The 24,139-nt window shown below is 63.1% G+C and carries 31 protein-coding genes; all 31 read left to right on the top strand.

All coding sequences use genetic code 11. The annotated features are described in order from the left end of the window. Nucleotides 1-120: 120 nt before the first annotated feature. The 31 genes from rplK to rplO all read left to right on the top strand — a co-directional run bounded on the left by rplK (nt 121) and on the right by rplO (nt 23,957). Nucleotides 121-555, top strand: coding sequence for a 50S ribosomal protein L11 (gene rplK, locus ACP5M5_RS00725; RefSeq protein WP_427934881.1), 435 nt, complete (start codon nt 121-123; stop codon nt 553-555). Nucleotides 556-558: 3 nt separating this feature from the next. Next, the gene (gene rplA / locus ACP5M5_RS00720) at nt 559-1,251 is read left to right on the top strand and encodes a 50S ribosomal protein L1 (RefSeq protein WP_114911455.1); all 693 of its coding nucleotides are present in this window, start codon (nt 559-561) and stop codon (nt 1,249-1,251) included. A 292-nt stretch (nt 1,252-1,543) separates the two neighbouring features. Continuing rightward, the gene (gene rplJ, locus ACP5M5_RS00715; protein ID WP_114913693.1) at nt 1,544-2,062 is read left to right on the top strand and encodes a 50S ribosomal protein L10; all 519 of its coding nucleotides are present in this window, start codon (nt 1,544-1,546) and stop codon (nt 2,060-2,062) included. A gap of 179 nt (nt 2,063-2,241) precedes the next feature. Next, nucleotides 2,242-2,619: a 50S ribosomal protein L7/L12 gene (gene rplL, locus ACP5M5_RS00710; RefSeq protein WP_427934879.1), complete on the top strand. Its 378-nt coding sequence runs from the start codon at nt 2,242-2,244 to the stop codon at nt 2,617-2,619. Between the two features lie 248 nt (nt 2,620-2,867). Next, nucleotides 2,868-7,055 carry a DNA-directed RNA polymerase subunit beta gene (gene rpoB / locus ACP5M5_RS00705; RefSeq protein ID WP_427934877.1) on the top strand — a complete coding sequence of 1,396 codons (4,188 nt, stop codon included), beginning with the start codon at nt 2,868-2,870 and terminating at the stop codon, nt 7,053-7,055. Between the two features lie 85 nt (nt 7,056-7,140). Next, nucleotides 7,141-11,301: a DNA-directed RNA polymerase subunit beta' gene (gene rpoC, locus ACP5M5_RS00700; protein WP_427934876.1), complete on the top strand. Its 4,161-nt coding sequence runs from the start codon at nt 7,141-7,143 to the stop codon at nt 11,299-11,301. A 113-nt stretch (nt 11,302-11,414) separates the two neighbouring features. Then, nucleotides 11,415-12,056: a LysE family translocator gene (locus ACP5M5_RS00695; RefSeq protein WP_114911459.1), complete on the top strand. Its 642-nt coding sequence runs from the start codon at nt 11,415-11,417 to the stop codon at nt 12,054-12,056. 336 nt (nt 12,057-12,392) lie between these two features. Further along, on the top strand, nt 12,393-12,764 hold the full coding sequence (gene rpsL, locus ACP5M5_RS00690; RefSeq protein WP_114911460.1) for a 30S ribosomal protein S12: 372 nt from the start codon (nt 12,393-12,395) through the stop codon (nt 12,762-12,764). Nucleotides 12,765-12,777: 13 nt separating this feature from the next. Then, nucleotides 12,778-13,254 carry a 30S ribosomal protein S7 gene (gene rpsG / locus ACP5M5_RS00685; protein WP_114911461.1) on the top strand — a complete coding sequence of 159 codons (477 nt, stop codon included), beginning with the start codon at nt 12,778-12,780 and terminating at the stop codon, nt 13,252-13,254. A gap of 58 nt (nt 13,255-13,312) precedes the next feature. Next, nucleotides 13,313-14,503: an elongation factor Tu gene (tuf, locus tag ACP5M5_RS00680; RefSeq protein WP_114911462.1), complete on the top strand. Its 1,191-nt coding sequence runs from the start codon at nt 13,313-13,315 to the stop codon at nt 14,501-14,503. Nucleotides 14,504-14,541: 38 nt separating this feature from the next. Continuing rightward, a complete protein-coding gene (rpsJ, locus tag ACP5M5_RS00675; RefSeq protein WP_048860021.1) occupies nt 14,542-14,850 on the top strand; it encodes a 30S ribosomal protein S10 in 309 nt (102 codons plus the stop codon). A 24-nt stretch (nt 14,851-14,874) separates the two neighbouring features. Further along, nucleotides 14,875-15,549, top strand: a complete 675-nt coding sequence (gene rplC / locus ACP5M5_RS00670) for a 50S ribosomal protein L3 (protein WP_274964959.1) — start codon at nt 14,875-14,877, stop codon at nt 15,547-15,549. Nucleotides 15,550-15,559: 10 nt separating this feature from the next. Further along, on the top strand, nt 15,560-16,189 hold the full coding sequence (rplD, locus tag ACP5M5_RS00665) for a 50S ribosomal protein L4 (protein ID WP_427934873.1): 630 nt from the start codon (nt 15,560-15,562) through the stop codon (nt 16,187-16,189). Next, entirely contained in the window at nt 16,186-16,533 is a 348-nt protein-coding gene (locus ACP5M5_RS00660) for a 50S ribosomal protein L23 (RefSeq protein WP_114911464.1), read from the top strand. The genes rplD and ACP5M5_RS00660 overlap by 4 nt, the downstream gene beginning before the upstream one ends. A gap of 10 nt (nt 16,534-16,543) precedes the next feature. Further along, a complete protein-coding gene (gene rplB / locus ACP5M5_RS00655) occupies nt 16,544-17,377 on the top strand; it encodes a 50S ribosomal protein L2 (protein ID WP_114911465.1) in 834 nt (277 codons plus the stop codon). 4 nt (nt 17,378-17,381) lie between these two features. Further along, nucleotides 17,382-17,660 carry a 30S ribosomal protein S19 gene (rpsS, locus tag ACP5M5_RS00650; protein WP_114911466.1) on the top strand — a complete coding sequence of 93 codons (279 nt, stop codon included), beginning with the start codon at nt 17,382-17,384 and terminating at the stop codon, nt 17,658-17,660. 1 nt (nt 17,661) lies between these two features. Beyond that, a complete protein-coding gene (gene rplV / locus ACP5M5_RS00645; protein WP_427934870.1) occupies nt 17,662-18,078 on the top strand; it encodes a 50S ribosomal protein L22 in 417 nt (138 codons plus the stop codon). A gap of 3 nt (nt 18,079-18,081) precedes the next feature. Then, nucleotides 18,082-18,759, top strand: a complete 678-nt coding sequence (rpsC, locus tag ACP5M5_RS00640) for a 30S ribosomal protein S3 (RefSeq protein WP_114911468.1) — start codon at nt 18,082-18,084, stop codon at nt 18,757-18,759. 12 nt (nt 18,760-18,771) lie between these two features. Continuing rightward, nucleotides 18,772-19,188 (top strand): 50S ribosomal protein L16, encoded by a 417-nt coding sequence (gene rplP, locus ACP5M5_RS00635; protein WP_114911469.1) that lies wholly within the window; start codon nt 18,772-18,774, stop codon nt 19,186-19,188. A gap of 1 nt (nt 19,189) precedes the next feature. After that, on the top strand, nt 19,190-19,399 hold the full coding sequence (gene rpmC, locus ACP5M5_RS00630) for a 50S ribosomal protein L29 (RefSeq protein ID WP_114911470.1): 210 nt from the start codon (nt 19,190-19,192) through the stop codon (nt 19,397-19,399). A gap of 13 nt (nt 19,400-19,412) precedes the next feature. Next, nucleotides 19,413-19,679 carry a 30S ribosomal protein S17 gene (rpsQ, locus tag ACP5M5_RS00625; RefSeq protein ID WP_427934869.1) on the top strand — a complete coding sequence of 89 codons (267 nt, stop codon included), beginning with the start codon at nt 19,413-19,415 and terminating at the stop codon, nt 19,677-19,679. Between the two features lie 10 nt (nt 19,680-19,689). Next, a complete protein-coding gene (gene rplN, locus ACP5M5_RS00620) occupies nt 19,690-20,058 on the top strand; it encodes a 50S ribosomal protein L14 (RefSeq protein WP_114911472.1) in 369 nt (122 codons plus the stop codon). Continuing rightward, the gene (rplX, locus tag ACP5M5_RS00615; protein ID WP_114911473.1) at nt 20,058-20,378 is read left to right on the top strand and encodes a 50S ribosomal protein L24; all 321 of its coding nucleotides are present in this window, start codon (nt 20,058-20,060) and stop codon (nt 20,376-20,378) included. Before rplN ends, rplX begins: the two co-directional genes overlap by 1 nt. 10 nt (nt 20,379-20,388) lie before the next feature. After that, the gene (gene rplE / locus ACP5M5_RS00610; RefSeq protein ID WP_427934867.1) at nt 20,389-20,952 is read left to right on the top strand and encodes a 50S ribosomal protein L5; all 564 of its coding nucleotides are present in this window, start codon (nt 20,389-20,391) and stop codon (nt 20,950-20,952) included. A gap of 85 nt (nt 20,953-21,037) precedes the next feature. Next, nucleotides 21,038-21,343: a 30S ribosomal protein S14 gene (rpsN, locus tag ACP5M5_RS00605; protein ID WP_114911475.1), complete on the top strand. Its 306-nt coding sequence runs from the start codon at nt 21,038-21,040 to the stop codon at nt 21,341-21,343. A gap of 13 nt (nt 21,344-21,356) precedes the next feature. Beyond that, nucleotides 21,357-21,755 carry a 30S ribosomal protein S8 gene (rpsH, locus tag ACP5M5_RS00600; protein WP_114911476.1) on the top strand — a complete coding sequence of 133 codons (399 nt, stop codon included), beginning with the start codon at nt 21,357-21,359 and terminating at the stop codon, nt 21,753-21,755. A gap of 11 nt (nt 21,756-21,766) precedes the next feature. Then, a complete protein-coding gene (rplF, locus tag ACP5M5_RS00595) occupies nt 21,767-22,300 on the top strand; it encodes a 50S ribosomal protein L6 (protein ID WP_427934865.1) in 534 nt (177 codons plus the stop codon). Further along, nucleotides 22,300-22,662, top strand: a complete 363-nt coding sequence (rplR, locus tag ACP5M5_RS00590; RefSeq protein WP_274964963.1) for a 50S ribosomal protein L18 — start codon at nt 22,300-22,302, stop codon at nt 22,660-22,662. The genes rplF and rplR overlap by 1 nt, the downstream gene beginning before the upstream one ends. Before the next feature lie 11 nt (nt 22,663-22,673). After that, nucleotides 22,674-23,252 (top strand): 30S ribosomal protein S5, encoded by a 579-nt coding sequence (gene rpsE / locus ACP5M5_RS00585; RefSeq protein WP_114911479.1) that lies wholly within the window; start codon nt 22,674-22,676, stop codon nt 23,250-23,252. After that, on the top strand, nt 23,245-23,463 hold the full coding sequence (gene rpmD / locus ACP5M5_RS00580) for a 50S ribosomal protein L30 (protein ID WP_114911480.1): 219 nt from the start codon (nt 23,245-23,247) through the stop codon (nt 23,461-23,463). Before rpsE ends, rpmD begins: the two co-directional genes overlap by 8 nt. Further along, the gene (rplO, locus tag ACP5M5_RS00575) at nt 23,463-23,957 is read left to right on the top strand and encodes a 50S ribosomal protein L15 (protein ID WP_427934863.1); all 495 of its coding nucleotides are present in this window, start codon (nt 23,463-23,465) and stop codon (nt 23,955-23,957) included. Before rpmD ends, rplO begins: the two co-directional genes overlap by 1 nt. Nucleotides 23,958-24,139: the final 182 nt, after the last annotated feature.

Raw genomic sequence — 24,139 nt, 5'->3', positions numbered from 1 at the left:
GCGCGCCCGGCCGCTTGTACCGCGGTCCCTTGGTGTTTTGTCCGGGCCGTGCAGCGTCGCGGTATTCGGAGCGTTCGTCTCGACATTTGGCCTCGCTACGAGGTGCGGAGAACCAGGGATATGGCGAAGAAGATCACCGGCTACATCAAATTGCAAATCCCGGCGGGGAAGGCCAATCCCTCGCCGCCGGTCGGCCCGGCGCTCGGTCAGCGTGGCTTGAACATCATGCAATTCTGCAAGGAATTCAACGCCGCGACCCAGACGATGGAGCCCGGGATGCCGGTGCCGGTGGTGATCACCGCCTATGGCGACCGTACCTTCAGCTTCATCATGAAGTCGCCGCCCAATACCTATTTCCTGAAGCGGGCGGCGAAGATCGAGAAGGGCTCCTCGACGGTCGGCAAGGGCGGCGCGGTCGGGCGGGTGACGATGAGCCAGCTCCGCGAAATCGCCGCGCAGAAGATCCAGGACACCAACGCCAACGACATCGAAGGGGTGGTGCGGATGCTGATCGGCTCGGCCCGCTCGATGGGTCTCACCGTGGTGGAGGGCTGAGCGATGGCGCACAATAAGCGGCTGCGCGCGGCGTACGCGACGATCGAGGCGAACAAGCCTTACCCGCTCGACGAGGCGGTCCGGCTGGTGAAGGCCAATGCCCGCGCCAAGTTCGACGAGACGGTGGAGGTCGCGATGAATCTCGGCATCGACCCGCGCCACGCCGACCAGATGGTGCGTGGCCTGGTCAGCCTCCCGAACGGCACCGGCAAGACGCTCAGGGTCGCGGTGTTCGCGCGCGGCGCCAAAGCCGAGGAAGCGCAGGCGGCTGGCGCCGACGTGGTCGGTGCTGAAGACCTGGCGGAGAAAGTGCAGGCTGGCGAAATTGCTTTTGATCGCTGTATCGCGACCCCTGACATGATGGCGCTGGTCGGGCGGCTCGGCAAAATCCTCGGCCCGCGCGGGCTGATGCCGAACCCCAAGCTCGGCACCGTGACGATGGATGTGAAGGGCGCGGTTTCGGCCGCGAAGTCCGGCCAGGTCGAGTTCCGCGCCGAAAAGGCCGGGATCGTGCATGCCGGGGTTGGGAAGGCGAGTTTTCCTGAGGACAAGCTTCTTGAAAACATTCGCGCTTTTGTCGATGCCATTCAGAAAGCGAAGCCGACCGGCGCCAAGGGCACGTATGTCCAGAAGGTCGCGCTGAGTTCCACGATGGGGGCCGGGATCCGGGTCGATATCGCGTCCATAGCCCCGTAAGGGGCACGAAATACGCCGGCGTGAGCCGGCGGGCAGGGTGACGGGCTTCGCCCGCCGCCCGAACCTGTCCGAGACCGCACGTGGTTTTCCCTGATCGGGGAGAATCTTAAGGGGCCGAGCGCCCGCGCGCGGGAGACGGGGAAGCCCGGAAAGGCTGGCGGCATCGTCCGGCGGCGTCTCCTGGTGGGTCCGTGTGCAAGGGACAGGCGAACCGGATCGCGGGGGAAACGCCGCGGTCCTGAGGGCAACCCGGCTCGGCGCGCTGGCGCCGGGCGAGAACCAGGAGACTTGTGTGGACCGTACGGAGAAGCGGGAATTCGTTGCCTCGCTCGCCGCGGTGTTCGCCGAGACGTCGATGGTGGTGGTCACCCGCAATAGCGGGCTGACGGTCGCCGAAGTGACGGATCTGCGGCGCCGGATGCGAGCGGCGGGGGCGCAATTCAAGGTCGCGAAGAACCGGCTGGCTCTGCGCGCCTTGGATGGGACCCAATTCGACGGCATCGCTAAGCTGCTGAAAGGGCCGACCGCGCTCGCGTGGTCGTCTGATCCGGTGGCAGTGGCGAAGGCGGCTGTCGAGTTCGCCAAGACCAACGAGAAGCTGGTGGTGCTGGGTGGTGCGCTGGGATCACGGACGCTGGATGCGGCCGGGATACGTGCATTGGCCGAGCTGCCGTCGCTGGAGACGCTGCGGGCGCAATTGCTGGGGCTGATCAATGCCCCGGCGACGCGCCTCGCCGGCGTTCTGCAGGCGCCGGCGGGCCAGCTTGCGCGGGTTTTCGGGGCCTATGCCAAGACCGCCGAGGCGGCTTGATCGCAACGCGACGAGACTGACCCCTAGTGTCCTGCTCCTGACATGCTTTGGCATGTCAGGGATCAGCAGGCCACTGAAAACAAAGAGTGAGTGCCCGTGAAATTCGCTTGCGAATTCTAAACCGGGACTGGGGGCTTGCATGCAACCGAATAGGGCTTATAAAGTAGGAGATTGACGTTATGGCTGAACTGGCGAAGTTGGTAGAGGAGCTGTCGAGCCTCACGGTGCTCGAGGCTGCTGAGCTGTCGAAGCTTCTAGAGGAGAAGTGGGGCGTGTCTGCGGCTGCCCCGGTAGCGGTGGCTGCACCGGCGGCGGCGGCTGCCGCCGCGGCTCCGGCCGAGGAGCAGACCGAATTCACCGTCATCCTGGCCAAGGCCGGGGAGAAGAAAATCAACGTCATCAAGGAGATCCGCACGATCACTGGGCTTGGCCTGAAAGAAGCCAAGGATCTCGTCGAGGGCGCCCCGAAGACCGTCAAGGAAGGGGTCAACAAGGACGAGGCGGAGAAGCTGCGGAAGATTCTGGAAGAGCAGGGCGCGACTGTCGAGATCAAGTAGCGCAAAGGGGCGTTGTCCCCGGTGTGTTTGGGGTCAGACGGAGATCGGGTGCGATCTCTGTCTGACTTCCTGTTGTCGGGGCTGATCGCAGCGATGCAGGGCGCCCGGTGCGGCGTTCGGCCGAGATGAAGGCCCGGGGTGGATCAGCGTCGGGGCGAGACGAAGGCGGACTAGGTTGGGCGCTCTCCGGGCTTATTCCGGGGCGCATGGCGGCGAATTCGCCGCATTGGCGATCTTGAGGATAGAGCATGAACGCGATCACCAAATCATTCAATGGAAAATCCTTCACCGGACGCAAGCGGATTCGCAAGAATTTCGGACGCATTCCGGAAGTCGCGCCGATGCCCAATCTCATCGATGTGCAGCGGGCGAGCTACGAATCCTTCCTCCAGATGCATGTCGCTCCCGACAGCCGGACGCATTCCGGCCTTCAGGAAGTCTTCAAATCGGTTTTTCCGATCGATGATTTCGCCGGCCGCGGCCGGCTCGAATTCGTTCATTACGAGTTCGAGGAGCCGAAATACGACGTCGAGGAATGCATCCAGCGGGGCATGAACTATGCCGCCCCGCTCAAGGTGGTTCTTCGCCTCATCGTCTGGGACGTCGATGAGGAAACCGGCGCGCGCTCGATTCGCGACATCAAGGAGCAGCCGGTTTATATGGGCGACATGCCGCTGATGACCGATAACGGCACGTTCATCATCAACGGCACCGAGCGCGTCATCGTCAGCCAGATGCATCGCAGCCCAGGCGTGTTTTTCGACCACGACAAGGGCAAGACCCATGCTTCGGGCAAGCTTTTGTTCACCGCCCGCGTCATTCCCTATCGCGGTTCCTGGCTCGATTTCGAGTTCGACGCCAAGGATCTCGTCTATGTGCGCATCGATCGCAAGCGCAAATTGCCGGTCACGACGCTGCTTTACGCCCTCGACAATGCCGCGACCGAAGCGCTCCGCGCGGCGCGGGCGGCGCAGGGGGAGATGGTCGATCTCGGTGAGATCCGCGGCATGGATGCCGAGGAGATCCTCACCTATTTCTATGGCCGGGTGACGTTTGCGCACACCCCCAAGGGCTGGGCGCGTCCGTTCGAGGCGGATGCGTTCCGCGGCATGAAGCTTCTGGAGCCGCTCGTCGATGCCGAGACCGGCGAGGTGGTGGCCAAGGCGGAGGACAAGCTCACCAACCGATTGGTGCGCAAGATCGCCGAGACCACGCGAGAGGTTCTGGTCGGGCGCGCGGATCTGCTCGGTCGGTTCATCGCCGAGGATCTCGTCAACCCCGAGACCGGGGAAATCTACATCGAGGCTGGCGAGGAGTTGACCGAGGCGCGGCTTGCCGCGCTCGAGGCTGCGGGGGTCGATAAACTGCCAACGCTCGCCATCGATCAATCAAACGGTCCGTGGATTCGCAACACCTTGGCGGTGGACAAGAACGCCAACCGCGATGATGCGCTGATCGATATTTACCGCGTCATGCGCCCGGGCGAGCCGCCGACCCCGGAGACCGCGGAGGCGTTGTTCCGCGGTCTGTTCTTCGACCCCGAGCGGTATGATCTGTCCTCGGTCGGTCGGGTGAAGATGAACATGCGGCTCGGCTTCGAGACGGATGATCAGCTTCGCGTCTTGCGCAAGGAGGACATCCTCCGCACCGTCAAGGTGCTGTGCGACCTCAAAGACGGCCGCGGCAATATCGACGACATCGACAATCTCGGCAATCGCCGGGTGCGTTCGGTTGGCGAGTTGATGGAGAATCAGTATCGCATCGGGCTTCTGCGGATGGAGCGCGCGATCCGCGAGCGCATGGGCAGCGTCGATATCGACACCGTGATGCCGCATGATCTGATCAACGCCAAGCCGGCGGCGGCGGCGGTGCGCGAGTTTTTCGGCTCTTCGCAGCTCTCGCAGTTCATGGATCAGACCAATCCGCTCTCGGAAGTGACGCATAAGCGTCGGCTTTCGGCGCTAGGCCCGGGCGGGCTCACGCGTGAGCGCGCTGGCTTTGAGGTGCGCGACGTGCATCCGACGCATTACGGCCGCATCTGCCCGATCGAGACGCCGGAGGGGCCGAATATCGGCCTGATCAACTCGCTCGCGACCTATGCGAGGGTGAACAAATACGGCTTCATCGAGACCCCCTATCGCCTGGTCAAGGACGGCGTCGTGCAGGAGGGGTGGAAATATCTCTCGGCGATGGAGGAGGAGAAGCTCGTCGTCGCCCAGGCCGATGCCGCGACCGATGCGCAGGGGCGTTTCACCAGCGATCTGGTCTCGGTGCGCCAGCAGGGTGATTTCCGCTTGGTGGCGCCCGAGCAGGTCTCGGCGGTGGATGTATCGCCCAAGCAGTTGGTTTCCGTCGCGGCGGCGCTGATTCCGTTCCTCGAGAACGACGACGCCAACCGCGCCTTGATGGGCTCGAACATGCAGCGCCAGGCGGTGCCGCTGATCCGCGCTGACGCGCCGTTGGTCGGCACCGGGATGGAAGCGGCGGTCGCGCGGGATTCGGGCGCGACCATCGTTGCGCGCCGCGCTGGCGTCGTCGATCAAATCGACGGCGCCCGCATCGTCGTGCGCGCCACCGCCGAGGACGGCACCACCAAGGGCGTCGATATCTACCGGTTGCGCAAATTCATGCGCTCCAATCAATCGACCTGTATCAATCAGCGCCCGCTGGTGAAGGTCGGCGACCAGGTTTCCGAACGCGACATCATCGCCGACGGTCCCTCGACCGAGCTTGGCGAGCTGGCCCTCGGGCGCAACGTGCTGTGCGCTTTCATGCCCTGGAACGGCTATAATTTTGAGGACAGCATCCTGATTTCCGAGCGTATTGCGCGCGACGACATTTTCACCTCGATCCATATCGAGGAATTCGAGGCGATGGCGCGCGATACCAAGCTCGGCCAGGAGGAAATCACCCGCGACATTCCCAATGTCGGCGAGGAGGCGCTGCGCAATCTCGATGAGGCCGGCATCGTCTATGTCGGCGCCGAGGTCAACCCTGGTGACATTCTCGTCGGCAAGGTGACGCCGAAAGGCGAGAGCCCGATGACGCCGGAAGAGAAGCTGCTGCGCGCCATTTTCGGCGAGAAAGCCTCTGACGTGCGTGATACCTCGCTTCGTCTTCCGGCCGGGGTCACGGGCACTGTCGTTGACGTGCGCGTGTTTAGCCGCCGTGGGGTTGACAAGGATGAGCGCGCGATGGCGATCGAGCGCGCCGAAATCGAGCGCCTCGCCAAGGATCGTGACGATGAGCGGGCGATCCAGGAGCGCTCGTTCCTCAACCGGCTGCGCGAAAAGCTGCTCGGCGCCAAGGCGGCGGGCGGGTTCAAGGGGATCAAGGCCGGCACCGTGCTGACCGAGGAGGTGCTGGCCGAGCATCCGCGTAATGCCTGGCGGCATATCGCTGTTCAGGACGACGCGGTGATGGCCGAGATCGAGTTGTTGCGGCGGGAATTCGATGCTGCTGTTGCGCGTTTGCAGCAGCGTTTCGAGAGCAAGGTCGAGAAGCTGCAGCGCGGCGATGAATTGCTGCCGGGCGTGATGAAGATGGTGAAAGTCTTCGTCGCGGTGAAGCGGAAGCTCCAACCGGGCGACAAGATGGCCGGGCGGCACGGCAACAAGGGCGTGGTCTCGCGCGTGGTGCCGATCGAGGACATGCCGTTTCTCGATGACGGGACGCCGGTCGATCTCGTGCTCAATCCGCTCGGCGTGCCGAGCCGGATGAATGTCGGGCAGATTCTGGAGACGCATCTCGGCTGGGCTTGCGCCAATCTCGGCCGCCAGGTCGGCGAACTGGTCGATGCCTATCGCCGCCATGGCGCCGATCGCGAGGCGGTGCTCGAGCGGTTGCAAGCGATTTACGGGCCGCAATTCGCCGCCGAGCAGGTCGCCGACCTCACCAACGACGAACTGCTCGAACTCTGCGATAATCTGCGTAAGGGAATCCCGATCGCAACGCCGGTGTTCGATGGCGCGCGGATGTCGGATATCGAGGCGATGATGCAGGCGGCTGGCCTCGATACCTCGGGGCAGGTGGTTCTCACCGATGGCCGCACCGGTGAGCCCTTCGAGCGGCGCGTGACGGTTGGCTACATCTACATGCTGAAGCTGCACCATCTCGTCGACGACAAGATCCATGCCCGCTCGATCGGCCCCTATAGCCTGGTGACGCAGCAGCCGCTCGGCGGCAAGGCGCAGTTCGGCGGCCAGCGCTTCGGCGAGATGGAAGTCTGGGCGCTCGAAGCCTATGGCGCGGCTTACACTTTGCAGGAAATGCTGACGGTGAAATCCGACGACGTTTCCGGCCGCACCAAGGTCTATGAAGCAATCGTGCGCGAGCAAGACAATTTCGAGGCGGGGGTTCCCGAAAGCTTCAACGTTTTGGTCAAGGAATTGAAATCCCTTGGCCTCAACGTCGACCTCGGTACCAACGCGGGATGATAGCGGCGTTTCTCAGCGGATTTCCGGAAAAGCTTCCCCTTGGCAACACCCGCGCCGCCGCGCGGGTCGAGCGGAGTGAAATGGCATGAACGAGCTGATGAAGATTCTTGGCCAGACCGGCCAGGCGATGACTTTCGACCAGATCAAGATCCAGATCGCGGCACCCGAGCAGATCCGGAGCTGGTCTTATGGTGAGATCAAGAAGCCCGAGACGATCAATTATCGGACCTTCAAGCCAGAGCGCGACGGCTTGTTCTGCGCCCGCATCTTCGGCCCGATCAAGGATTACGAATGTCTTTGCGGCAAATACAAGCGGATGAAGTTCCGGGGGATCATCTGCGAGAAATGCGGTGTCGAGGTCACGCTCGCCAAGGTGCGGCGCGAACGCATGGGACATATCGAACTTGCGTCACCGGTCGCGCATATCTGGTTTTTGAAGTCCTTGCCGAGCCGGATCGGCCTGATGGTCGATCTCACGCTCAAGGATCTCGAGAAGGTTCTCTATTTTGAGAGCTACGTGGTGCTCGAGCCCGGCACCACCGATCTCAAGCTGCACCAATTGCTGAGCGAGGACCAACTGCTGGCCAAGCAGGACGAGTTCGGCGAGGACGCGTTTCAGGTCGGCATCGGCGCCGAGGCGGCCAAACACATCCTCCAGCAGATCGACCTTGATTCCGAAAAGACGCGGCTTCGCACGGAGCTGCGTGAGACGACGAGCGAGGCCAAGCGCAAGAAGCTCGTCAAGCGTCTCAAGCTGGTCGAGGCCTTCGCCGAATCCGGCTTGCGTCCGGAGTGGATGATCCTCGACGTGATCCCGGTGATCCCGCCGGAGCTGCGCCCGCTGGTGCCGCTCGATGGTGGGCGCTTCGCGACCAGCGATCTCAACGATCTCTATCGTCGCGTGATCAACCGCAACAACCGCTTGAAAAGGCTGATCGAGCTTCGCGCTCCCGATATCATCGTGCGCAACGAAAAGCGCATGCTGCAAGAAAGCGTCGATGCCTTGTTCGATAATGGCCGGCGTGGTCGTGCGATCACCGGGGCGAATAAGCGACCGTTGAAATCGCTCTCCGACATGCTCAAGGGCAAGCAGGGGCGGTTCCGTCAGAATTTGCTTGGCAAACGCGTCGATTATTCCGGCCGCTCGGTGATCGTTGTCGGGCCGGAGCTGAAGCTGCATCAATGCGGTCTGCCGAAGAAGATGGCGCTCGAGCTGTTCAAGCCGTTCATCTACGCCAAACTTGAGAAATATGGCCACGCCACCACCATCAAAGCGGCCAAGCGCATGGTGGAGAAAGAACGGCCGGAAGTGTGGGACATCCTCGAAGAGGTGATCCGCGAGCATCCGGTGCTGCTCAACCGCGCGCCGACGCTGCATCGGCTCGGCATTCAGGCGTTCGAGCCGGTGCTGATCGAGGGCAAGGCGATCCAGCTTCATCCGCTGGTCTGTACCGCCTTCAACGCCGATTTCGACGGCGACCAGATGGCGGTGCACGTGCCGCTCAGCATCGAAGCGCAGCTCGAAGCGCGCGTGCTCATGATGTCGACCAACAACATCCTGAGCCCGGCGAACGGCAAGCCGATCATTGTGCCGAGCCAGGACATCGTGCTCGGGCTTTATTATCTTTCGCTGGAGACGCCGGAATTCCGCGCGACCCCGGATGAGAAAGCGCCCGCCTTCGCCACCATCGGCGAGATCGAGCACGCGCTGCACGCCCGTGTGGTCACGCTACACAGCAAGATCCGCGCACGTTTCGACGGTGTCGATGCCAATGGCCAGCCACAACGCCAGACGGTGATCACGACGCCGGGGCGCATGCTGATCGCTCAGATCCTGCCGCGCCATCCGCAAGTGCCCTTCGCGGTGATCAACAAGCAGCTCACCAAGAAAAATGTCTCCGATGTGATCGACATCGTCTATCGTCATTGCGGCCAGAAAGAATGCGTGATCTTCGCCGATCGTCTGATGGGGCTTGGCTTCGGCCAAGCGTGCAAAGCCGGCCTTTCCTTCGGCAAGGATGACATGATCATCCCCGCCGAGAAGGGCGATCTCATCCGCAAGACCCAGGCCGAGGTCAAGGAGTTCGAGCAGCAATATCAAGAGGGGTTGATCACCGCCGGCGAGCGCTACAACAAGGTGGTCGATGCCTGGTCGCGTTGCACCGATGCCGTCGCCAGCGCAATGATGCAGGAGATCAGCAAGCAGGAGATCGGGCGGCCGACCAATTCGGTGTGGATGATGAGCCATTCCGGCGCCCGCGGCTCGCCGGCGCAGATGCGCCAGCTCGCCGGCATGCGCGGCCTGATGGCCAAGCCCTCGGGCGAGATCATCGAGCAGCCGATCATCGCCAATTTCAAGGAAGGGCTCTCGGTTCTCGAATATTTCAACTCCACCCACGGCGCCCGCAAGGGGCTCGCGGATACGGCGTTGAAGACCGCGAACTCCGGCTATCTCACCCGCCGCCTCGTCGATGTCGCGCAGGATTGCATCATCGTCGATGCCGATTGCGGTACCGAGCGGGGCTTGACGGTGCGCGCCGTGATGGATGGCGGCGAGGTCGTGGCCAGTCTCGCCGAGCGCATTCTCGGCCGCACCGCGGCTGAGGACGTGCTCGATCCGGTGAGCAACACGGTGCTGATGCGGCGGGGGGTGCTGATCAGCGAGGAGGACGCCGATCGCATCGAGCGCGCTGGTGTCGAGGTCATGAAAATCCGCTCGGTGTTGACGTGCGATTCCAAGATCGGCGTGTGTGCGCTCTGCTATGGCCGCGATCTCGCGCGCGGCACGCCGGTCAATGCCGGCGAGGCGGTCGGTGTCATCGCCGCGCAGTCGATCGGCGAGCCGGGCACACAGCTCACGATGCGCACTTTCCACATTGGCGGCGCCGCTCAGCGCGGCGCCGAGCAGTCGAGCGTCGAGGCAAGCCATGACGGCACGGTTGCGATCAAGAACCGCAACGTCGTCATCAACAGCCAGAATGTGCCGGTGGTGATGGCGCGTAACTGCGAAATCCTCCTGTTTGACGAGCGTGGACGCGAGCGGGCGCGGTTTCGCGTCCCCTATGGCGCGCGCCTCCTGACCGATGAAGGGGTGCGGGTGACCCGGGGGCAGAAGCTCGCGGAATGGGATCCCTACACACTACCGATCATCACCGAGCGTGATGGCAAGGTCGAATATCTCGATCTGATCGAGGGTATCACCCTGATCGAGCGGGTTGACGAAGTCACCGGCCTGACCTCGAAAGTGGTGGTGGACTATAAGCAAGGCGCGCGCGGCGCCGACCTCCGACCGCGCTTGCAGCTCAAGGATGCCAAGGGCGAGGTGGTGCGGCTGCCGAGCGGCGCTGATGCGCGTTACTTCCTGGCGCCGGACTCGATCCTTTCGGTGGAGAACGGTGCCGAGGTGCAAGCGGGTGACGTGCTGGCCCGCATTCCGCGCGAGGGCAGCAAGACCCGCGACATCACCGGCGGTCTGCCGCGGGTCGCCGAATTGTTCGAGGCACGGCGGCCGAAGGATCATGCGATCATCGCCGAGACCGATGGCCGCGTCGAATTCGGCAAGGACTACAAAGCGAAGCGCCGGATCATCGTCAAGAACGACGAAACCGGCGAGGAGACCGAATACCTCGTCCCCAAGGGCAAGCATGTTTCGGTGCAAGAGGGCGATTTCGTCCGCCGTGGCGACCCCCTGGTCGATGGGCCGCGGGTGCCGCATGACATTCTCAAGGTGCTCGGCGTCGAGGCGCTGTCGGATTATCTCGTCAATGAGATCCAGGACGTTTACCGTCTGCAAGGGGTGAAGATCAACGACAAGCATATCGAGGTGATCGTCCGCCAGATGCTGCAGAAGGTGGAAATCACCGACCCCGGTGACACCACCTATCTGGTCGGCGAGCAGGTTGACCGGCTCGAGTTCGAGGCCGAGAATCGTAAGCGCGAAAAGGCAGGCGAACGGGTGGCGCAGGCGATGCCGGTTTTGCAAGGCATCACCAAGGCAAGCCTCCAGACCCAGAGCTTCATCAGCGCCGCCTCTTTCCAGGAGACGACGCGGGTGCTGACCGAGGCGGCAACCGCTGGCAAGGTCGACAGCCTCAACGGCCTCAAGGAGAACGTCATCGTCGGGCGGCTGATCCCGGCCGGGACCGGCAGCGTGATGAACCGGCTGCGCAGCATCGCGGCCGGGCGGGACAAGCAGCGTCTGCCGGAGGCGCCGGCGCTCGCGGGCGGCGATCTTGCCGCCGAGTAAGGCGAGAGGATGGGGTGGCAATCAGACCGGGGCTTCGTCCCCGGTCTTTTTTTTGCCGCATTCTTGGCACCGCTTTTTGCGCGCGTGGACTTTTGTGCCACTCTCACCGCGTTATGACGTCTTCTCCCCTCATCGCGGCGTTTTTGGGTGGCGCTATCTATATCCTGATCCCGGGGCCGGCTTTTCTTGCCCTGCTTGCGCTCGGCGCTGCGGCCGGGCGACGCGCGGCGCTCCGGTTCGCCGCGGGCAATCTCGCCGGTGATCTGGTGTGGAATGGTCTCGCGTTGCTGGCGCTGATCGGGGCGCGGGAGATCGGCGCCGGGGTGTTCGCCGCGCTCGACCTCATCTCCGGGCTTTATCTCGGCTGGCTCGGCGTTCGTGCGCTGAGGGCGGGAGGTATCGCGAGGCAGGCCATGGTGCCGCGGCGAGCGCTGCTGCGCGGCGTTGTCTTTGGCCTGACCAACCCCAAGGGCTACCCGGTTGCCGTTGCGACCTTCGCCGCGCTGCTCTCGGGGCAGCCGGGAGGGCTTGGCATGGCCCATTTGCCGGCGCTTTTTGCGATGGTGGCGGGGGGTATCGCCGGCGCCGATCTGTTGTTGGTGGTAATGGTCGGCTTGCGGCCATTCCGACATTTTTACGCCCGCTATCAGCAGTGGCTCACCCGTGGGGCGGGCCTCTTATTTGTCGGATTCGGCGCGCATGCGCTCTATCTCGGCGGCTATGCCGCCCTCACTGGCGGCCGGGCTGGGAGATGAGCGGCATTGGCGGCGCGATGGTGGGTGGCGAGCGATGTTTTTTGCCGGCGCGGCGCTTGACTCGAGGCGACGCGGCTCGTAGGTTCCGCGCCCTCAGCCAACCGCTCTCACGAGGGGGTGGCCGTTATTCGCAGGCAGCAAGGTCCGCGGCGCCGTAGCGGTTGGTTTGACCCCGCTTCTTAGGCCGCAGACACGGATCTTCCGTAGGCCGGATGTTTTCGGCCAGTGCGGGGGAACGGCGTGAAGGCAATGCTGCGGCGTCTGGCGTGCGTCGTATTGGGGCAGATCGCCGAGGTTCCGGCCGTGGCTCCGTTGTTGGGATTGGAAAAGAGGTCTATGCCGACCATCAACCAGTTGATCGCCAAGGGGCGTGAGCCGCGTGGCAAGCGCAACAAAGTTCCCGCCCTGCAAGGCTGCCCGCAGAAGCGGGGTGTCTGCACGCGTGTCTATACGACGACGCCGAAAAAGCCCAATTCGGCTTTACGCAAAGTGGCCAAGGTGCGTTTGACCAATGGCTATGAGGTGGTGAGCTACATCCCCGGCGAAGGCCATAATCTGCAGGAGCATAGCGTGGTGTTGATCCGTGGCGGCCGCGTCAAGGATTTGCCCGGCGTGCGTTATCACATTCTGCGCGGCGTGCTCGACACCCAGGGCATCGCCAAGCGCCGCCAGCGCCGCTCGCTCTACGGCGCCAAGCGGCCGAAGTGACGGGGGAACAGCGATGAGTCGCCGTCACCGCGCCGTCAAGCGCGAAACCCTGCCGGACGCGAAGTTCGGCGATGCCGTGATCGCGCGTTTCATGAATGCGCTGATGTATAATGGTAAGAAATCAGTCGCCGAGGGTATCGTTTATGGCGCGCTCGATGTCATGAAGCGGCGCGGCGGCGCGAATGCCGATCCCGTGCGGATGTTTCACGAGGCGCTGGACAATGTGAAGCCGGCGGTGGAAGTGCGTTCGCGCCGAGTTGGCGGCGCCACCTACCAGGTGCCGGTCGAGGTTCGCGCCGAGCGACGACAAGCGCTGGCGATTCGCTGGATTATTGATGCGGCCCGCAAGCGCGGCGAGCACACCATGGAAGACCGCCTCTCTAACGAACTGATGGATGCCGTGAACAACCGTGGCGCGGCAGTGAAGAAACGTGAAGACACGCATCGGATGGCGGAAGCGAACAAGGCTTTCAGCCATTACCGCTGGTAATCAAGCAACCCTATCCCCGACGAACTTCTGAGCCACACCGGGCACGGAGAACAAGACGATGGCCAAGGCGAAATTCGAGCGCAATAAGCCGCACTGCAACATCGGCACGATCGGCCATGTGGATCATGGCAAGACGTCGCTGACCGCGGCGATCACCAAGATTCTGGCCAAGACGGGCGGGGCGACGTTCACCGCCTATGACCAGATCGACAAGGCCCCGGAGGAGCGCGCGCGCGGAATCACGATCTCGACCGCACATGTCGAGTATGAGACGCAAAAGCGCCACTACGCGCATGTCGATTGCCCGGGTCACGCCGACTACGTCAAGAACATGATCACTGGCGCCGCGCAGATGGACGGGGCGATCCTCGTCGTCTCGGCGGCTGACGGCCCGATGCCCCAGACCCGCGAGCATATCCTGCTCGCCCGTCAGGTGGGTGTGCCGGCGCTCGTCGTGTTCCTCAACAAAGTGGACATGGTCGATGATCCGGAGCTTCTCGAGCTCGTCGAGATGGAAGTGCGCGAGCTGCTCTCGAGCTATCAATTCCCCGGCGATGACATTCCGATCATCAAGGGTTCGGCGCTGTGCGCGCTCGAGGATCGCAACCCGGAGCTTGGCGAACAGGCTATTCTCAAGCTGATGGAAGCGGTCGATTCCTATATTCCGCAACCCGAGCGCCCGAAGGATCGGCCGTTCCTGATGCCGATCGAGGACGTCTTCTCGATTTCCGGGCGCGGCACGGTGGTGACCGGGCGTATCGAGCGTGGTCTGGTCACGGTCGGCGACGAGGTCGAGATCGTTGGGCTTCGCGCGACACAGAAGACCATCGTCACCGGCGTCGAGATGTTCCGCAAGTTGCTCGACCGCGGCGAGGCCGGCGACAATATCGGCGCGCTGCTCCGCGGCACCAAGCGTGAGGAGGTCGAGCGCGGCCAGGTTCTCGCCAAGCCGGGTTCGATCACGCCGCATACCAAGTTCAAAGCCGAGGCTTATATCCTGACGAAGGAGGAGGGTGGTCGCCATACGCCATTCTTCACCAACTACCGGCCGCAGTTCTACTTCCGCACCACCGATGTCACCGGCATCGTGAAGTTGCCGGAAGGGACCGAAATGGTGATGCCGGGCGACAATGTCTCGATGGATGTCGAGCTGATCGCACCCATCGCGATGGATGACGGGCTGCGGTTTGCCATTCGCGAGGGTGGTCGCACGGTTGGTGCCGGCGTCGTCGCCAAGATCGAGGCGTAAGGTCGCGATCGCGCGAAACGTAGAGCTGGAACGAACCCATGGACAACCAGAATATCCGCATCCGCCTGAAAGCGTATGATCATCGCGTGCTCGATAACAGCACGAAGGAGATCGTGAACACGGCCAAGCGTACAGGCGCGCGTGTTCGTGGGCCGATTCCACTGCCGACTCATATCGAGCGATTCACCGTGAATCGCTCCCCACATGTCGACAAGAAAAGCCGCGAGCAGTTCGAAATCCGAACCCATCGCCGCCTTCTTGATATCGTCGAGCCCACGCCGCAGACGGTCGATGCTCTGATGAAGCTCGATCTCGCTGCCGGCGTGGACGTCGAGATCAAAATCTGAAGCATCTGATCTGAAGAAAACGTCATGCGCACCGGATTATTGGCAAGAAAACTGGGGATGACCCGGTTGTTCAAGGATGATGGCACTCATGTGCCGGTCACCGTTCTGCATCTCGACGAGGTGCAGGTAGTGTCTGTGCGCGACCCCGCGCGGGACGGCTACACTGCGGTGCAACTCGGGTTCGGGCGCGCCAAGGTGAAGAATGTCAGCAAAGCCAATCGTGGCCATTTTGCCAAGGCCAAGGTTGAGCCAAAGCGGAAGCTGGTGGAGTTTCGGGTAGCGCCTGATGCCGTGCTGGAGCCGGGGGCGACGCTGTCGGCGGCGCATTTCGCGATCGGGCAGAAGGTCGATGTCTCTGGCACCTCGAAGGGCAAGGGCTTTGCTGGCGCGATGAAGCGGTGGAATTTCCGTGGTTTGGAGGCGAGCCACGGCGTTTCCATCAGCCATCGCAGTCACGGCTCGACCGGCAATCGCCAGGATCCCGGCAAGACGTTCAAGAACAAGAAAATGGCCGGCCATCTCGGCGATGAGCGGGTGACCACACTCAATGTCGAGATTGCGCATGTCGATGCCGAGCGCGGTTTGATCATGGTCAAGGGCGCAGTGCCGGGGGGCAAAGGGTCGTTCGTTCTGGTGCGTGATGCGATCAAGCGTCCGCGTCCGGCGGATGCGCCGTATCCGGCGGCGCTGGCGGGCTGAGGGGCGGGTGATGGAAATCGAAATCAGAACGCTGGACGATACCGCGGTCGGCAAAACCGAACTCAATGACGCGGTGTTTGGTGCCAGCCCGCGCGAGGATATTATGGCGCGGGTGGTGCATTGGCAGTTGGCCAAGCGCCGTGCCGGCACGCATGCCGTCAAGGGGATGGGCGAGGTCTCGGGCACCACGCGCAAGCCTTATAAACAGAAGGGCACCGGGCGGGCCCGCCAAGGCAGCTTGCGGGCGCCGCAATTCCGCACCGGTGGGGTGGTGCATGGCCCGGTGGTGCGGGACCACGGCTATGATCTGCCGAAGAAGGTACGCCGTCTCGGGTTGATTTCGGCGCTTTCGAAGAAGTGGGCCGAAGGCAAGTTGGTGGTGTTGGAGAGCGCCGGGGGTGTTGGTAAGACCAGGGATCTGGTGGGGAAGTTGAAGACCCTCGGTTGGCGCTCGGCGCTGATTGTCGATCACGAGGTTGATGGCGAGCTTCTCCGCGCCAGCCGCAATGTGCCGGGGATCGACGTGCTGCCGTCGCTCGGCGCGAATGTTTACGACATTCTGCGCCATGATGTGCTCGCCGTCACCGCGGCCGGGATTGCTTCTTTGACTGAGCGACTGACGCGGGAGATCGTGCGATGACGTCGCCATACAAACTCGGCCAATCGGCGCGCAAACGGGCGGCGCATCTCTCGCGCGAAGAGATGTATCGCATCATTCGGAGCCCGGTGGTGACAGAGAAGGCAACGATGCTCGGCGAGCGCCATCAAATGGCGTTTCGCGTTGTTGCCGAGGCGACCAAGCCGGAGATTAAGGCCGCGATCGAGGGGTTGTTCGGCGTCAAGGTGACGGCGGTGAATACGCTCGTGACCAAGGGTAAGACCAAGCGCTTCCGCGGCCGCCCGGGTCGGCGAAGCGATGTCAAGAAAGCCTATGTGACGCTCGCCGAAGGTCAGACCATTGATCTGACCGTTGGTCTGGCGTGAAGGATCGACCATGGCGCTGAAGAATTTCAATCCGGTTACGGCGAGCCTCCGCGGCACCATTCTCGTCGATCGTGGCGAGCTGTGGAAGGGAAAGCCGGTCAAGGCGCTGACCCGCGGTAAGACGGGAACAGGCGGGCGCAATAATCACGGCCATATCACCTCGCGGTTTCGCGGCGGCGGCCACAAGCGCGCCTATCGCCTGGTGGATTTCCGCCGGCGCAAGTTCGACGTTCCCGCGGTGGTGGAGCGGCTGGAGTATGATCCCAATCGTTCCGCGTTTCTCGCGCTGATCAAGTATCAGGACGGCGAGCTCGCCTATATTCTCGCGCCCCAGCGTTTGCGCGTTGGTGATGTCGTGGTTTCCGGCGCGCGCGTCGATATCAAGCCCGGCAACGCGATGCCGATGGCGGCGATCCCGGTTGGCACCATCATTCATAATATTGAGATGAAGCCAGGCGCGGGTGGCAAGATCGCGCGTGCCGCCGGCACGTTCGCCCAGCTCGTCGGCAAGGATGTGGGGTATGCGCAAGTTAAGCTGATGTCGGGTGAGTTGCGCATGGTGCGCGCGGAATGCATGGCGAGCATCGGCGCGGTCTCCAATCCCGATAACGCGAACGCCCATATCGGCAAGGCGGGGCGACAGCGCTGGCTCGGGCGGCGGCCGCATAACCGTGGCGTGGTGATGAACCCGGTCGATCATCCGCATGGTGGCGGCGAGGGTCGTACATCCGGTGGGCGCCATCCGGTGACGCCGTGGGGCAAGCCGACCAAGGGGTATAAGACTCGCGTGAACAAGCGCACGGACAAGCTGATCATTCGCCGGCGCAACAAGGGGAAGGGCTGAACCGATGGCTCGCTCCGTCTGGAAAGGGCCGTTCGTTGACGGCTATCTCCTCAATAAGGCCGAAGCCGTGCGCGCGTCGGGCCGCAACGAGATCATCAAGATCTGGTCGCGCCGCTCGACCATCTTGCCGCAATTCGTCGGGCTTACTTTCGGCGTCTATAACGGCCGCAAGTTTCTGCCGGTGCAGGTCAATGAGAATATGGTCGGGCATAAATTTGGCGAGTTTTCGCCGACCCGCACGTTCACCGGTCATTCGGCCGACAAGAAGGCAAAGCGGGGCTGAGATGAGCAAGCCGAAGCATGAACGCCGACTGGACGCGAGCGAAGCGGAGGCGGTGATGCGCAATTTGCGTGTCAGCCCGCGCAAGCTCAATCTCGTAGCCGGGCTCATTCGCAACCGGCCGGCGGCGCAAGCGATCGCGACGCTGACGTTTAGCAAGCGACGCATCGCCGGGGATGTGAAGAAGGTGCTGCAAAGCGCGATCGCCAATGCCGAGAACAACCATTCACTCGATGTCGACCGATTGGTCGTCACCCGCGCCGAGGTGGGGCGCGCGGTGGTGATGCGGCGTTTTCACGCGCGCGGCCGCGGCCGTTCGGCGCGGGTGGAGAAATGGTTCAGCCATCTGCGGATCGTCGTTGCTGAACTCCCCGAGTTCGCGGCGACGAATGCAGCGCAGACTGAGGAAGGGGCAGCGTAGCCGATGGGACACAAGGTCAATCCGATCGGGCTCCGGCTCGGTATCAATCGCACCTGGGATAGCCGTTGGTACGCGGACGCCGATTATGCGCGCTTGCTGCATGATGATATGCGGTTGCGCGAGCGGCTGCGGAGCAAGCTGCACGCCGCTGGTGTGTCGCGTGTGGTGATCGAGCGGCCGGCGAAAAAGCCGCGGGTGACGATTTACGCGGCGCGGCCGGGCGTGGTGATCGGGCGCAAGGGCCAAGACATCGATGCATTGCGCAAAGATCTCTCGGCCATGGCAAAGGCTGAGGTGACGCTCAACATCGTCGAGATCAGGAAGCCTGAGATCGATGCGACTTTGGTTGCCGAAAACATTGCTCAGCAACTCGAACGGCGCGTTGCCTTCCGGCGCGCCATGAAACGCGCGGTGCAATCGGCGATGCGGCTTGGCGCGCAAGGCATTCGGATCAATTGTGGCGGCCGCCTCGGCGGCGCCGAGATCGCGCGCATGGAGTGGTATCGCGAAGGTCGCGTCCCCTTGCACACGCTGCGCGCGGACATCGACTACGGGATCGCGACCGCCAAGACCACCTATGGCACCTGTGGGGTCAAGGTGTGGATTTTCAAAGGTGAAATTCTGGCTCATGATCCGATGGCGCAAGACCGGCGCGCCGCGGAGCAGGCCCCGCAGCGCTGAGGATCACGAAGGATGCTTTCTCCCAAGCGCACCAATTATCGCAAGGCCCATAAGGGGCGCATCCATGGCCTCGCCAAGGGTGGCACGGCGTTGAATTTCGGCGCCTTTGGCTTGAAGGCCATGGAGCCCGAGCGGATCACCGCGCGCCAGATCGAAGCGGCCCGCCGCGCCATCACTCGCGCCATGAAGCGCGCCGGCCGCGTCTGGATCAGGATTTTTCCCGACGTGCCGGTGTCTCGTAAACCGGCGGAGGTGCGCATGGGCTCGGGAAAAGGCGCGCCGGAATTCTGGGTCTGCCGGGTCAAGCCGGGGCGGATCATGTTCGAGATCGATGGTGTCGCGCCGGATCTCGCGCGCGAGGCGCTCGATCTCGGCGCCGCCAAGCTGCCGATCAAGACCAAGTTTGTCACCCGGATGGGGGATGCCTGAGATGAGCAAGGCGCGTGATATCCGCACCAAGACCCCGGACGAGCTGGCCACCTTGCTGCTCGATCTCAGCAAGGAGCGGTTCAATCTCCGTTTTCAGCGCGCGGTCGGCCAGCAGGAAGGTACGGCACGGATGCGCGCGGTGCGGCGCGAGATCGCGCGGGTCAAGACAATCCTGGCGGAGAAGCAGCGTCTTCCCGCCGTGCAATCCTGAGAGGCGAGCGCGTATGCCCAAGCGCATCCTGACTGGCCGCGTGACGAGCGACAAAATGGACAAGACCGTGACGGTGCTTGTCGATCGACGCGTCATGCATCCACTTTATAAGAAGTTCATCCGCCGCTCGAAAAAATATGCGGCCCATGATGAAGAGAATTTGTGCAAGGCCGGGGATCTCGTGCGCATCATCGAGTGTCCGCCGATCAGCAAACGTAAGACCTGGCGGGTGATCGAGCGCAACGGCGAGGCCGTCGCGGACGCCGAGACGCAGGTTTGAGGAGCGGCGAATGATCCATCCCGAAACCAATCTCGAGGTTGCCGATAATTCCGGCGCCCGTCGTGTGCAGTGCATCAAGGTGCTCGGCGGCTCGAAACGCAAGACGGCCTCGGTCGGCGATGTCATCGTCGTTTCCATCAAGGAGGCGATCCCGCGCGGCAAGGTGAAAAAAGGCGACGTGCATCAGGCGGTGATCGTGCGGACCTCGTTTCCGGTGCGTCGTGCCGATGGCAGCGCGATCCGTTTCGATCGCAATGCGGCGGTTCTGATCAACAAGCAACAGGAGCCGATCGGCACGCGCATTTTTGGCCCGGTGGTGCGCGAGTTGCGTGCCAAACGCTTCATGAAAATCATTTCGCTTGCGCCGGAGGTGCTGTGATGGCGGCACGCATCAAGAAAGGCGACAAGGTCGCGGTGATCAGCGGCGCCGCCAAGGGCGGGCGCGGCGAGGTGTTGCGCGTGTTGCCGCGTGAGAATAGGGCGGTGGTGCAGGGGGTGGCGATGGTCAAACGCCATCTCAAGCCGCGCGGCATGGGCCAGCCGGGTGGTATCGACCGGCGTGAGGCGGCGATCCATTTGTCAAACCTGATGCTCATCGATCCCAAAACCGACAAGCCGACGCGGGTTGGCTTTCGGGTCTTGGAGGACGGGCGTAAGGTGCGGGTCGCGAAAGCCAGCGGCCAAGTTATCGAGAGTTGAGGGGAACGGCATGAGCGAGATGGAAAATCGGCCGCTGCCGCGCCTGATGCGGCGTTACCGCGAGGAGTTGCGGGCCAAGCTGCAGGCGGAATTCAACTACAAGAACCCGATGCAGGTGCCGCGCCTTGAGAAAATTGTCATCAATATGGGCGTTGGTGAGGCGACCGCCGATCAGAAGAAGCTCGATGCGGCGGTGAACGAATTGACGATGATCGCCGGGCAGAAGGCGGTGAAGACGATTGCCAAGAAGGCGATCGCGGGCTTCAAGATCCGCAAGGGCTTGCCGATCGGCTGCAAGGTGACGCTGCGTCGCGCGCAAATGTATGAGTTCCTCGACCGCCTGACCACGATCGCGTTGCCGAGGGTGCGCGACTTCCGGGGGATTACCGGCAAGGGATTCGACGGACGCGGGAATTTCGCGATGGGCATGCGCGAACAGATCGTGTTTCCAGAGATCAACTACGACAAGGTCGATGCCGTTCGCGGCATGGACATCGTTTTCGTGACCACGGCGCGCACCGATGCGGAAGCGAAGGCCCTGCTCAAGGGTTTTGACCTTCCGTTCGCGGCGTGAGCGGCCGGGTTTGGGGATTACGGGATTTTGGGGAAAACCATTGGGTGTTTGAACGCCCGACAGGTTCCGGAGGGTAGAGAACGACATGGCCAAGCTTTCCGCGGTCAATCGTAATAAGCGGCGCGAGCAGATGGCAGAGCGCGATCGCGCCAAGCGCAAGGCGCTGAAGGCGGCGATCATGGATCGCACGCGCCCGGTTGAGGAACGCTTTGAAGCTTCGCTGAAGCTCGCGCAGTTGCCGCGCAATGGCGCAGCCGGACGGGTGCGGTTGCGCTGCGAGCTGACCGGGCGGTCGCGCGGCAATTATCGTAAGTTCAAACTTTGCCGCATCGCTTTACGCGATCTTGCCAGCGCCGGACAGATTCCGGGCCTGGTCAAAGCGAGCTGGTAGAAGAGGAGCGATCATGGCGCTTACCGATCCGCTCGGCGACATGCTGACCCGTATCCGCAACGCTCAGCGTTCGCGGCACAGTGTTTGCGTTGCGCCAGCGTCACGGCTGCGAGCCAACGTGCTCGAGGTGCTGAAACGTGAAGGCTTTATCCGAGGTTTTTCGGCCGAGGAATTGCGCCCGGGTGTCGCGCGGCTGCGTATCGAGCTGAAATACAATGAGGGCGAGCCGGTGATCAAAGAGATTACTCGTGTCTCTCGCCCTGGCCGGCGGGTTTATTCGAAGATCCGGGAATTGCCCAAGGTCTATGCCGGGCTTGGTATTTCGATTCTGTCAACGCCGCGTGGCGTGCTCAGCGATGCCGAAGCGCGCGCCGCCAATGTTGGCGGCGAAGTTCTTTGTCGCGTGTTCTGAGGGAGGGACGTATGTCGCGTGTAGGCAAATATCCCGTGCCCATTCCAGATGGCGTGCAGGTGGCGATCGCCGGCCGCAGCCTGTCGGCGAAAGGCCGGCTCGGTGAATTGCGACTTGATCTTGCCGACGATGTCGAGGTCAAGGTCGAGGGCAAGCTGGTCACGGTCTCGCCGCGTGATGGTGAGAGGCGCGCCCGCATGATGTGGGGCACCACGCGGGCGCTGGTTGCGAACATGGTGCGTGGCGTCTCGGCCGGCTACGAGCGCAGTATGGAGATCACCGGCACCGGCTTTCGCGCCGCCGTGCAGGGTCAGAATCTGGTCATAAATCTCGGCTTTTCTCACGATGTCGTCTATCCTATCCCGCAGGGGATCAAGATATCCTGCGAGAAGCCGACATCGATCAAGGTCGAGGGAATCGATAAACGCTTGGTGGGGCAGGTGGCGGCGGAGATTCGCGGCTATCGTCCGCCCGAGCCTTACAAGGGCAAAGGCGTGCGCTATAGCGACGAGGTCATCCGGCGCAAAGAGGGTAAGAAGAAGTAATGAGTGCCAAGCAGGATCTCCAGGCACGCCGGCGCCAGCGTCTGCGTTTCCAACTCCGCAACAAAAGTGGTGGGCGCCCGCGTTTGTCGGTATTTCGCTCCGGCAAGCATATTTATGCTCAAGTCATCGACGACGAGGCGGGCCGCACTTTGGTCGCGGCATCAACGCTTGACGCTGCATTGCGGCGGGAACTTCGGACCGGGGCCGACAAGGTGGCGGCGGCGGCGGTCGGCAAGCTGATCGCAGAGCGCGCCTTGGCGACTGGGGTCAAGGAGGTCGTGTTCGATCGCGGCGCCTATTTCTATCATGGCCGCGTCAAAGCGCTGGCCGAGGCCGCCCGCGAAGGCGGGCTCGCTTTCTGAGGGAACGAAACATGGCACGGGAACCGAGGGAAGGCCGCGGTCGCGAGCGCAGCCGAGAGCGCGAGAGCGGCGATGACCTGATGGATAAACTGGTCTCCATCAATCGCGTGGCTAAAGTGGTCAAGGGTGGGCGACGTTTTGCCTTTGCCGCTTTGGTCGTGGTTGGTGACCAGAAAGGCCGCGTCGGGTATGGTGCGGGCAAGGCGCGTGAAGTGCCTGAAGCGATCCGCAAGGCAACTGAGCGTGCCAAACGGACCATGATCCGGGTGCCGATGCGCGAGGGCCGCACACTGCATCACGATGTCGAAGGGCGTTTCGGCGCGGGCGCGGTCGTGTTGCGTTCGGCGCCGGCCGGCACCGGGATCATCGCCGGCGGGCCGTTGCGCGCGGTGTTCGAGACGCTCGGCCTTGGCGATGTGGTTGCCAAGAGCCTTGGCAGCCGCAATCCGCATAACATGGTCAAGGCGACATTCGCCGCGCTCCAACGCTGCACCAATCCGCGTGGTGTTGCGTCGCGTCGTGGCAAGAAAGTGTCCGATCTGCTCGGGCGGCGCGAGGCGCCCGCGGCACAGGAGGCTGCCGATGCCTAAGATGTTGCGAGTGACTCAGATCGCCTCGGCGGCCGGCCGCAAGCCGGGTCAGCGCGAGACGTTGATCGGTCTGGGACTGAACAAGCTGCACCGTTCCCGCCTGGTTGCGGATACGCCCGCAACGCGTGGCATGATCCGGAAAGTGGCGCATCTCATCACGGTGGCGGATCTTGCTGAGACGTCGCCTGCGGCCGAGGAGGGCGCGCGGTAATGTTGCTCAATGAATTGCGCGATAACCCCGGTGCGCGTCGGCGCTCGAAGCGGCTTGGTCGCGGTATCGGCTCTGGTAAAGGCAAGACGTCCGGCAAGGGGGTCAAGGGCCAGAAGGCACGCGAAGGTGTCGCGCTGAACGGCTTTGAGGGCGGCCAGTTGCCGATCTATCGGCGTTTGCCCAAACGCGGCTTCGTCAATATTTTCCGCAAATCCTATGCCCCGCTCAATCTCGGCCGGTTGCAAAAGGCAATCAACGAGGGGCGGATCGATGCGACGCAGCCGATCACCGAGGCATTGCTCGCCGCGGCGGGGTTAGTGCGCATGAGCGGCGTCGCCGGGGTTCGGTTACTCGCCGAGGGCGCGATCACCCAGGCCGTCACCATCAAGGTCTCTGGCGCCTCAGCAGCGGCGATCGAGCGCGTGGCGGCAGCCGGCGGCCAGGTCGAGGTCAGCGTTAGCGCGAGCGGCAACGAGGCGCCGGCGCCGCGCTGAGCGCGGTGTGGGTGGCGTGCCGGACCGGCGTCGGCGGCCCTGAAGCCCGGGACAGACGGGTTGGGTGGGCCCGACCTCATCGAGGGGCTGCTATGATTGGCGGAGGCTTGCCTTAAAGGGCCGTGACGAGGCACACTTCCCCGTGATCGGCGGTCGGTGACTGGGCGGCGTTGGTCGGGGGC

It is taken from the genome of Acidibrevibacterium sp., assembly GCF_049965395.1.
Classification (GTDB): Bacteria; Pseudomonadota; Alphaproteobacteria; order Acetobacterales; family Acetobacteraceae; genus Acidibrevibacterium; species Acidibrevibacterium fodinaquatile.
Note: the sequence above shows the minus strand (reverse complement) of the source record. Positions and strands in the feature narration are given on the sequence as shown.

Excerpts from the sequence above, each read along its gene's own strand:
- rplR (WP_274964963.1), top strand. The coding sequence starts at position 22,300 with ATGAGTGCCAAGCAGGATCTCCAGGCACGCCGGCGCCAGCGTCTGCGT.
- rpoC (WP_427934876.1), top strand. The coding sequence starts at position 7,141 with ATGAACGAGCTGATGAAGATTCTTGGCCAGACCGGCCAGGCGATGACT.
- rpsS (WP_114911466.1), top strand. The coding sequence starts at position 17,382 with ATGGCTCGCTCCGTCTGGAAAGGGCCGTTCGTTGACGGCTATCTCCTC.
- rpmD (WP_114911480.1), top strand. The coding sequence starts at position 23,245 with ATGCCTAAGATGTTGCGAGTGACTCAGATCGCCTCGGCGGCCGGCCGC.
- rplN (WP_114911472.1), top strand. The coding sequence starts at position 19,690 with ATGATCCATCCCGAAACCAATCTCGAGGTTGCCGATAATTCCGGCGCC.
- rplO (WP_427934863.1), top strand. The coding sequence starts at position 23,463 with ATGTTGCTCAATGAATTGCGCGATAACCCCGGTGCGCGTCGGCGCTCG.
- rplV (WP_427934870.1), top strand. The coding sequence starts at position 17,662 with ATGAGCAAGCCGAAGCATGAACGCCGACTGGACGCGAGCGAAGCGGAG.
- rpmC (WP_114911470.1), top strand. The coding sequence starts at position 19,190 with ATGAGCAAGGCGCGTGATATCCGCACCAAGACCCCGGACGAGCTGGCC.
- rplE (WP_427934867.1), top strand. The coding sequence starts at position 20,389 with ATGAGCGAGATGGAAAATCGGCCGCTGCCGCGCCTGATGCGGCGTTAC.
- rplF (WP_427934865.1), top strand. The coding sequence starts at position 21,767 with ATGTCGCGTGTAGGCAAATATCCCGTGCCCATTCCAGATGGCGTGCAG.
- rpsG (WP_114911461.1), top strand. The coding sequence starts at position 12,778 with ATGAGTCGCCGTCACCGCGCCGTCAAGCGCGAAACCCTGCCGGACGCG.
- rplA (WP_114911455.1), top strand. The coding sequence starts at position 559 with ATGGCGCACAATAAGCGGCTGCGCGCGGCGTACGCGACGATCGAGGCG.
- rpsJ (WP_048860021.1), top strand. The coding sequence starts at position 14,542 with ATGGACAACCAGAATATCCGCATCCGCCTGAAAGCGTATGATCATCGC.
- rplC (WP_274964959.1), top strand. The coding sequence starts at position 14,875 with ATGCGCACCGGATTATTGGCAAGAAAACTGGGGATGACCCGGTTGTTC.
- rplD (WP_427934873.1), top strand. The coding sequence starts at position 15,560 with ATGGAAATCGAAATCAGAACGCTGGACGATACCGCGGTCGGCAAAACC.
- tuf (WP_114911462.1), top strand. The coding sequence starts at position 13,313 with ATGGCCAAGGCGAAATTCGAGCGCAATAAGCCGCACTGCAACATCGGC.
- rpsN (WP_114911475.1), top strand. The coding sequence starts at position 21,038 with ATGGCCAAGCTTTCCGCGGTCAATCGTAATAAGCGGCGCGAGCAGATG.
- rplK (WP_427934881.1), top strand. The coding sequence starts at position 121 with ATGGCGAAGAAGATCACCGGCTACATCAAATTGCAAATCCCGGCGGGG.
- rplP (WP_114911469.1), top strand. The coding sequence starts at position 18,772 with ATGCTTTCTCCCAAGCGCACCAATTATCGCAAGGCCCATAAGGGGCGC.
- rplB (WP_114911465.1), top strand. The coding sequence starts at position 16,544 with ATGGCGCTGAAGAATTTCAATCCGGTTACGGCGAGCCTCCGCGGCACC.
- rpsE (WP_114911479.1), top strand. The coding sequence starts at position 22,674 with ATGGCACGGGAACCGAGGGAAGGCCGCGGTCGCGAGCGCAGCCGAGAG.
- ACP5M5_RS00660 (WP_114911464.1), top strand. The coding sequence starts at position 16,186 with ATGACGTCGCCATACAAACTCGGCCAATCGGCGCGCAAACGGGCGGCG.
- rpsC (WP_114911468.1), top strand. The coding sequence starts at position 18,082 with ATGGGACACAAGGTCAATCCGATCGGGCTCCGGCTCGGTATCAATCGC.
- rpsL (WP_114911460.1), top strand. The coding sequence starts at position 12,393 with ATGCCGACCATCAACCAGTTGATCGCCAAGGGGCGTGAGCCGCGTGGC.
- rplX (WP_114911473.1), top strand. The coding sequence starts at position 20,058 with ATGGCGGCACGCATCAAGAAAGGCGACAAGGTCGCGGTGATCAGCGGC.
- ACP5M5_RS00695 (WP_114911459.1), top strand. The coding sequence starts at position 11,415 with ATGACGTCTTCTCCCCTCATCGCGGCGTTTTTGGGTGGCGCTATCTAT.
- rpsQ (WP_427934869.1), top strand. The coding sequence starts at position 19,413 with ATGCCCAAGCGCATCCTGACTGGCCGCGTGACGAGCGACAAAATGGAC.
- rpoB (WP_427934877.1), top strand. The coding sequence starts at position 2,868 with ATGAACGCGATCACCAAATCATTCAATGGAAAATCCTTCACCGGACGC.
- rpsH (WP_114911476.1), top strand. The coding sequence starts at position 21,357 with ATGGCGCTTACCGATCCGCTCGGCGACATGCTGACCCGTATCCGCAAC.
- rplL (WP_427934879.1), top strand. The coding sequence starts at position 2,242 with ATGGCTGAACTGGCGAAGTTGGTAGAGGAGCTGTCGAGCCTCACGGTG.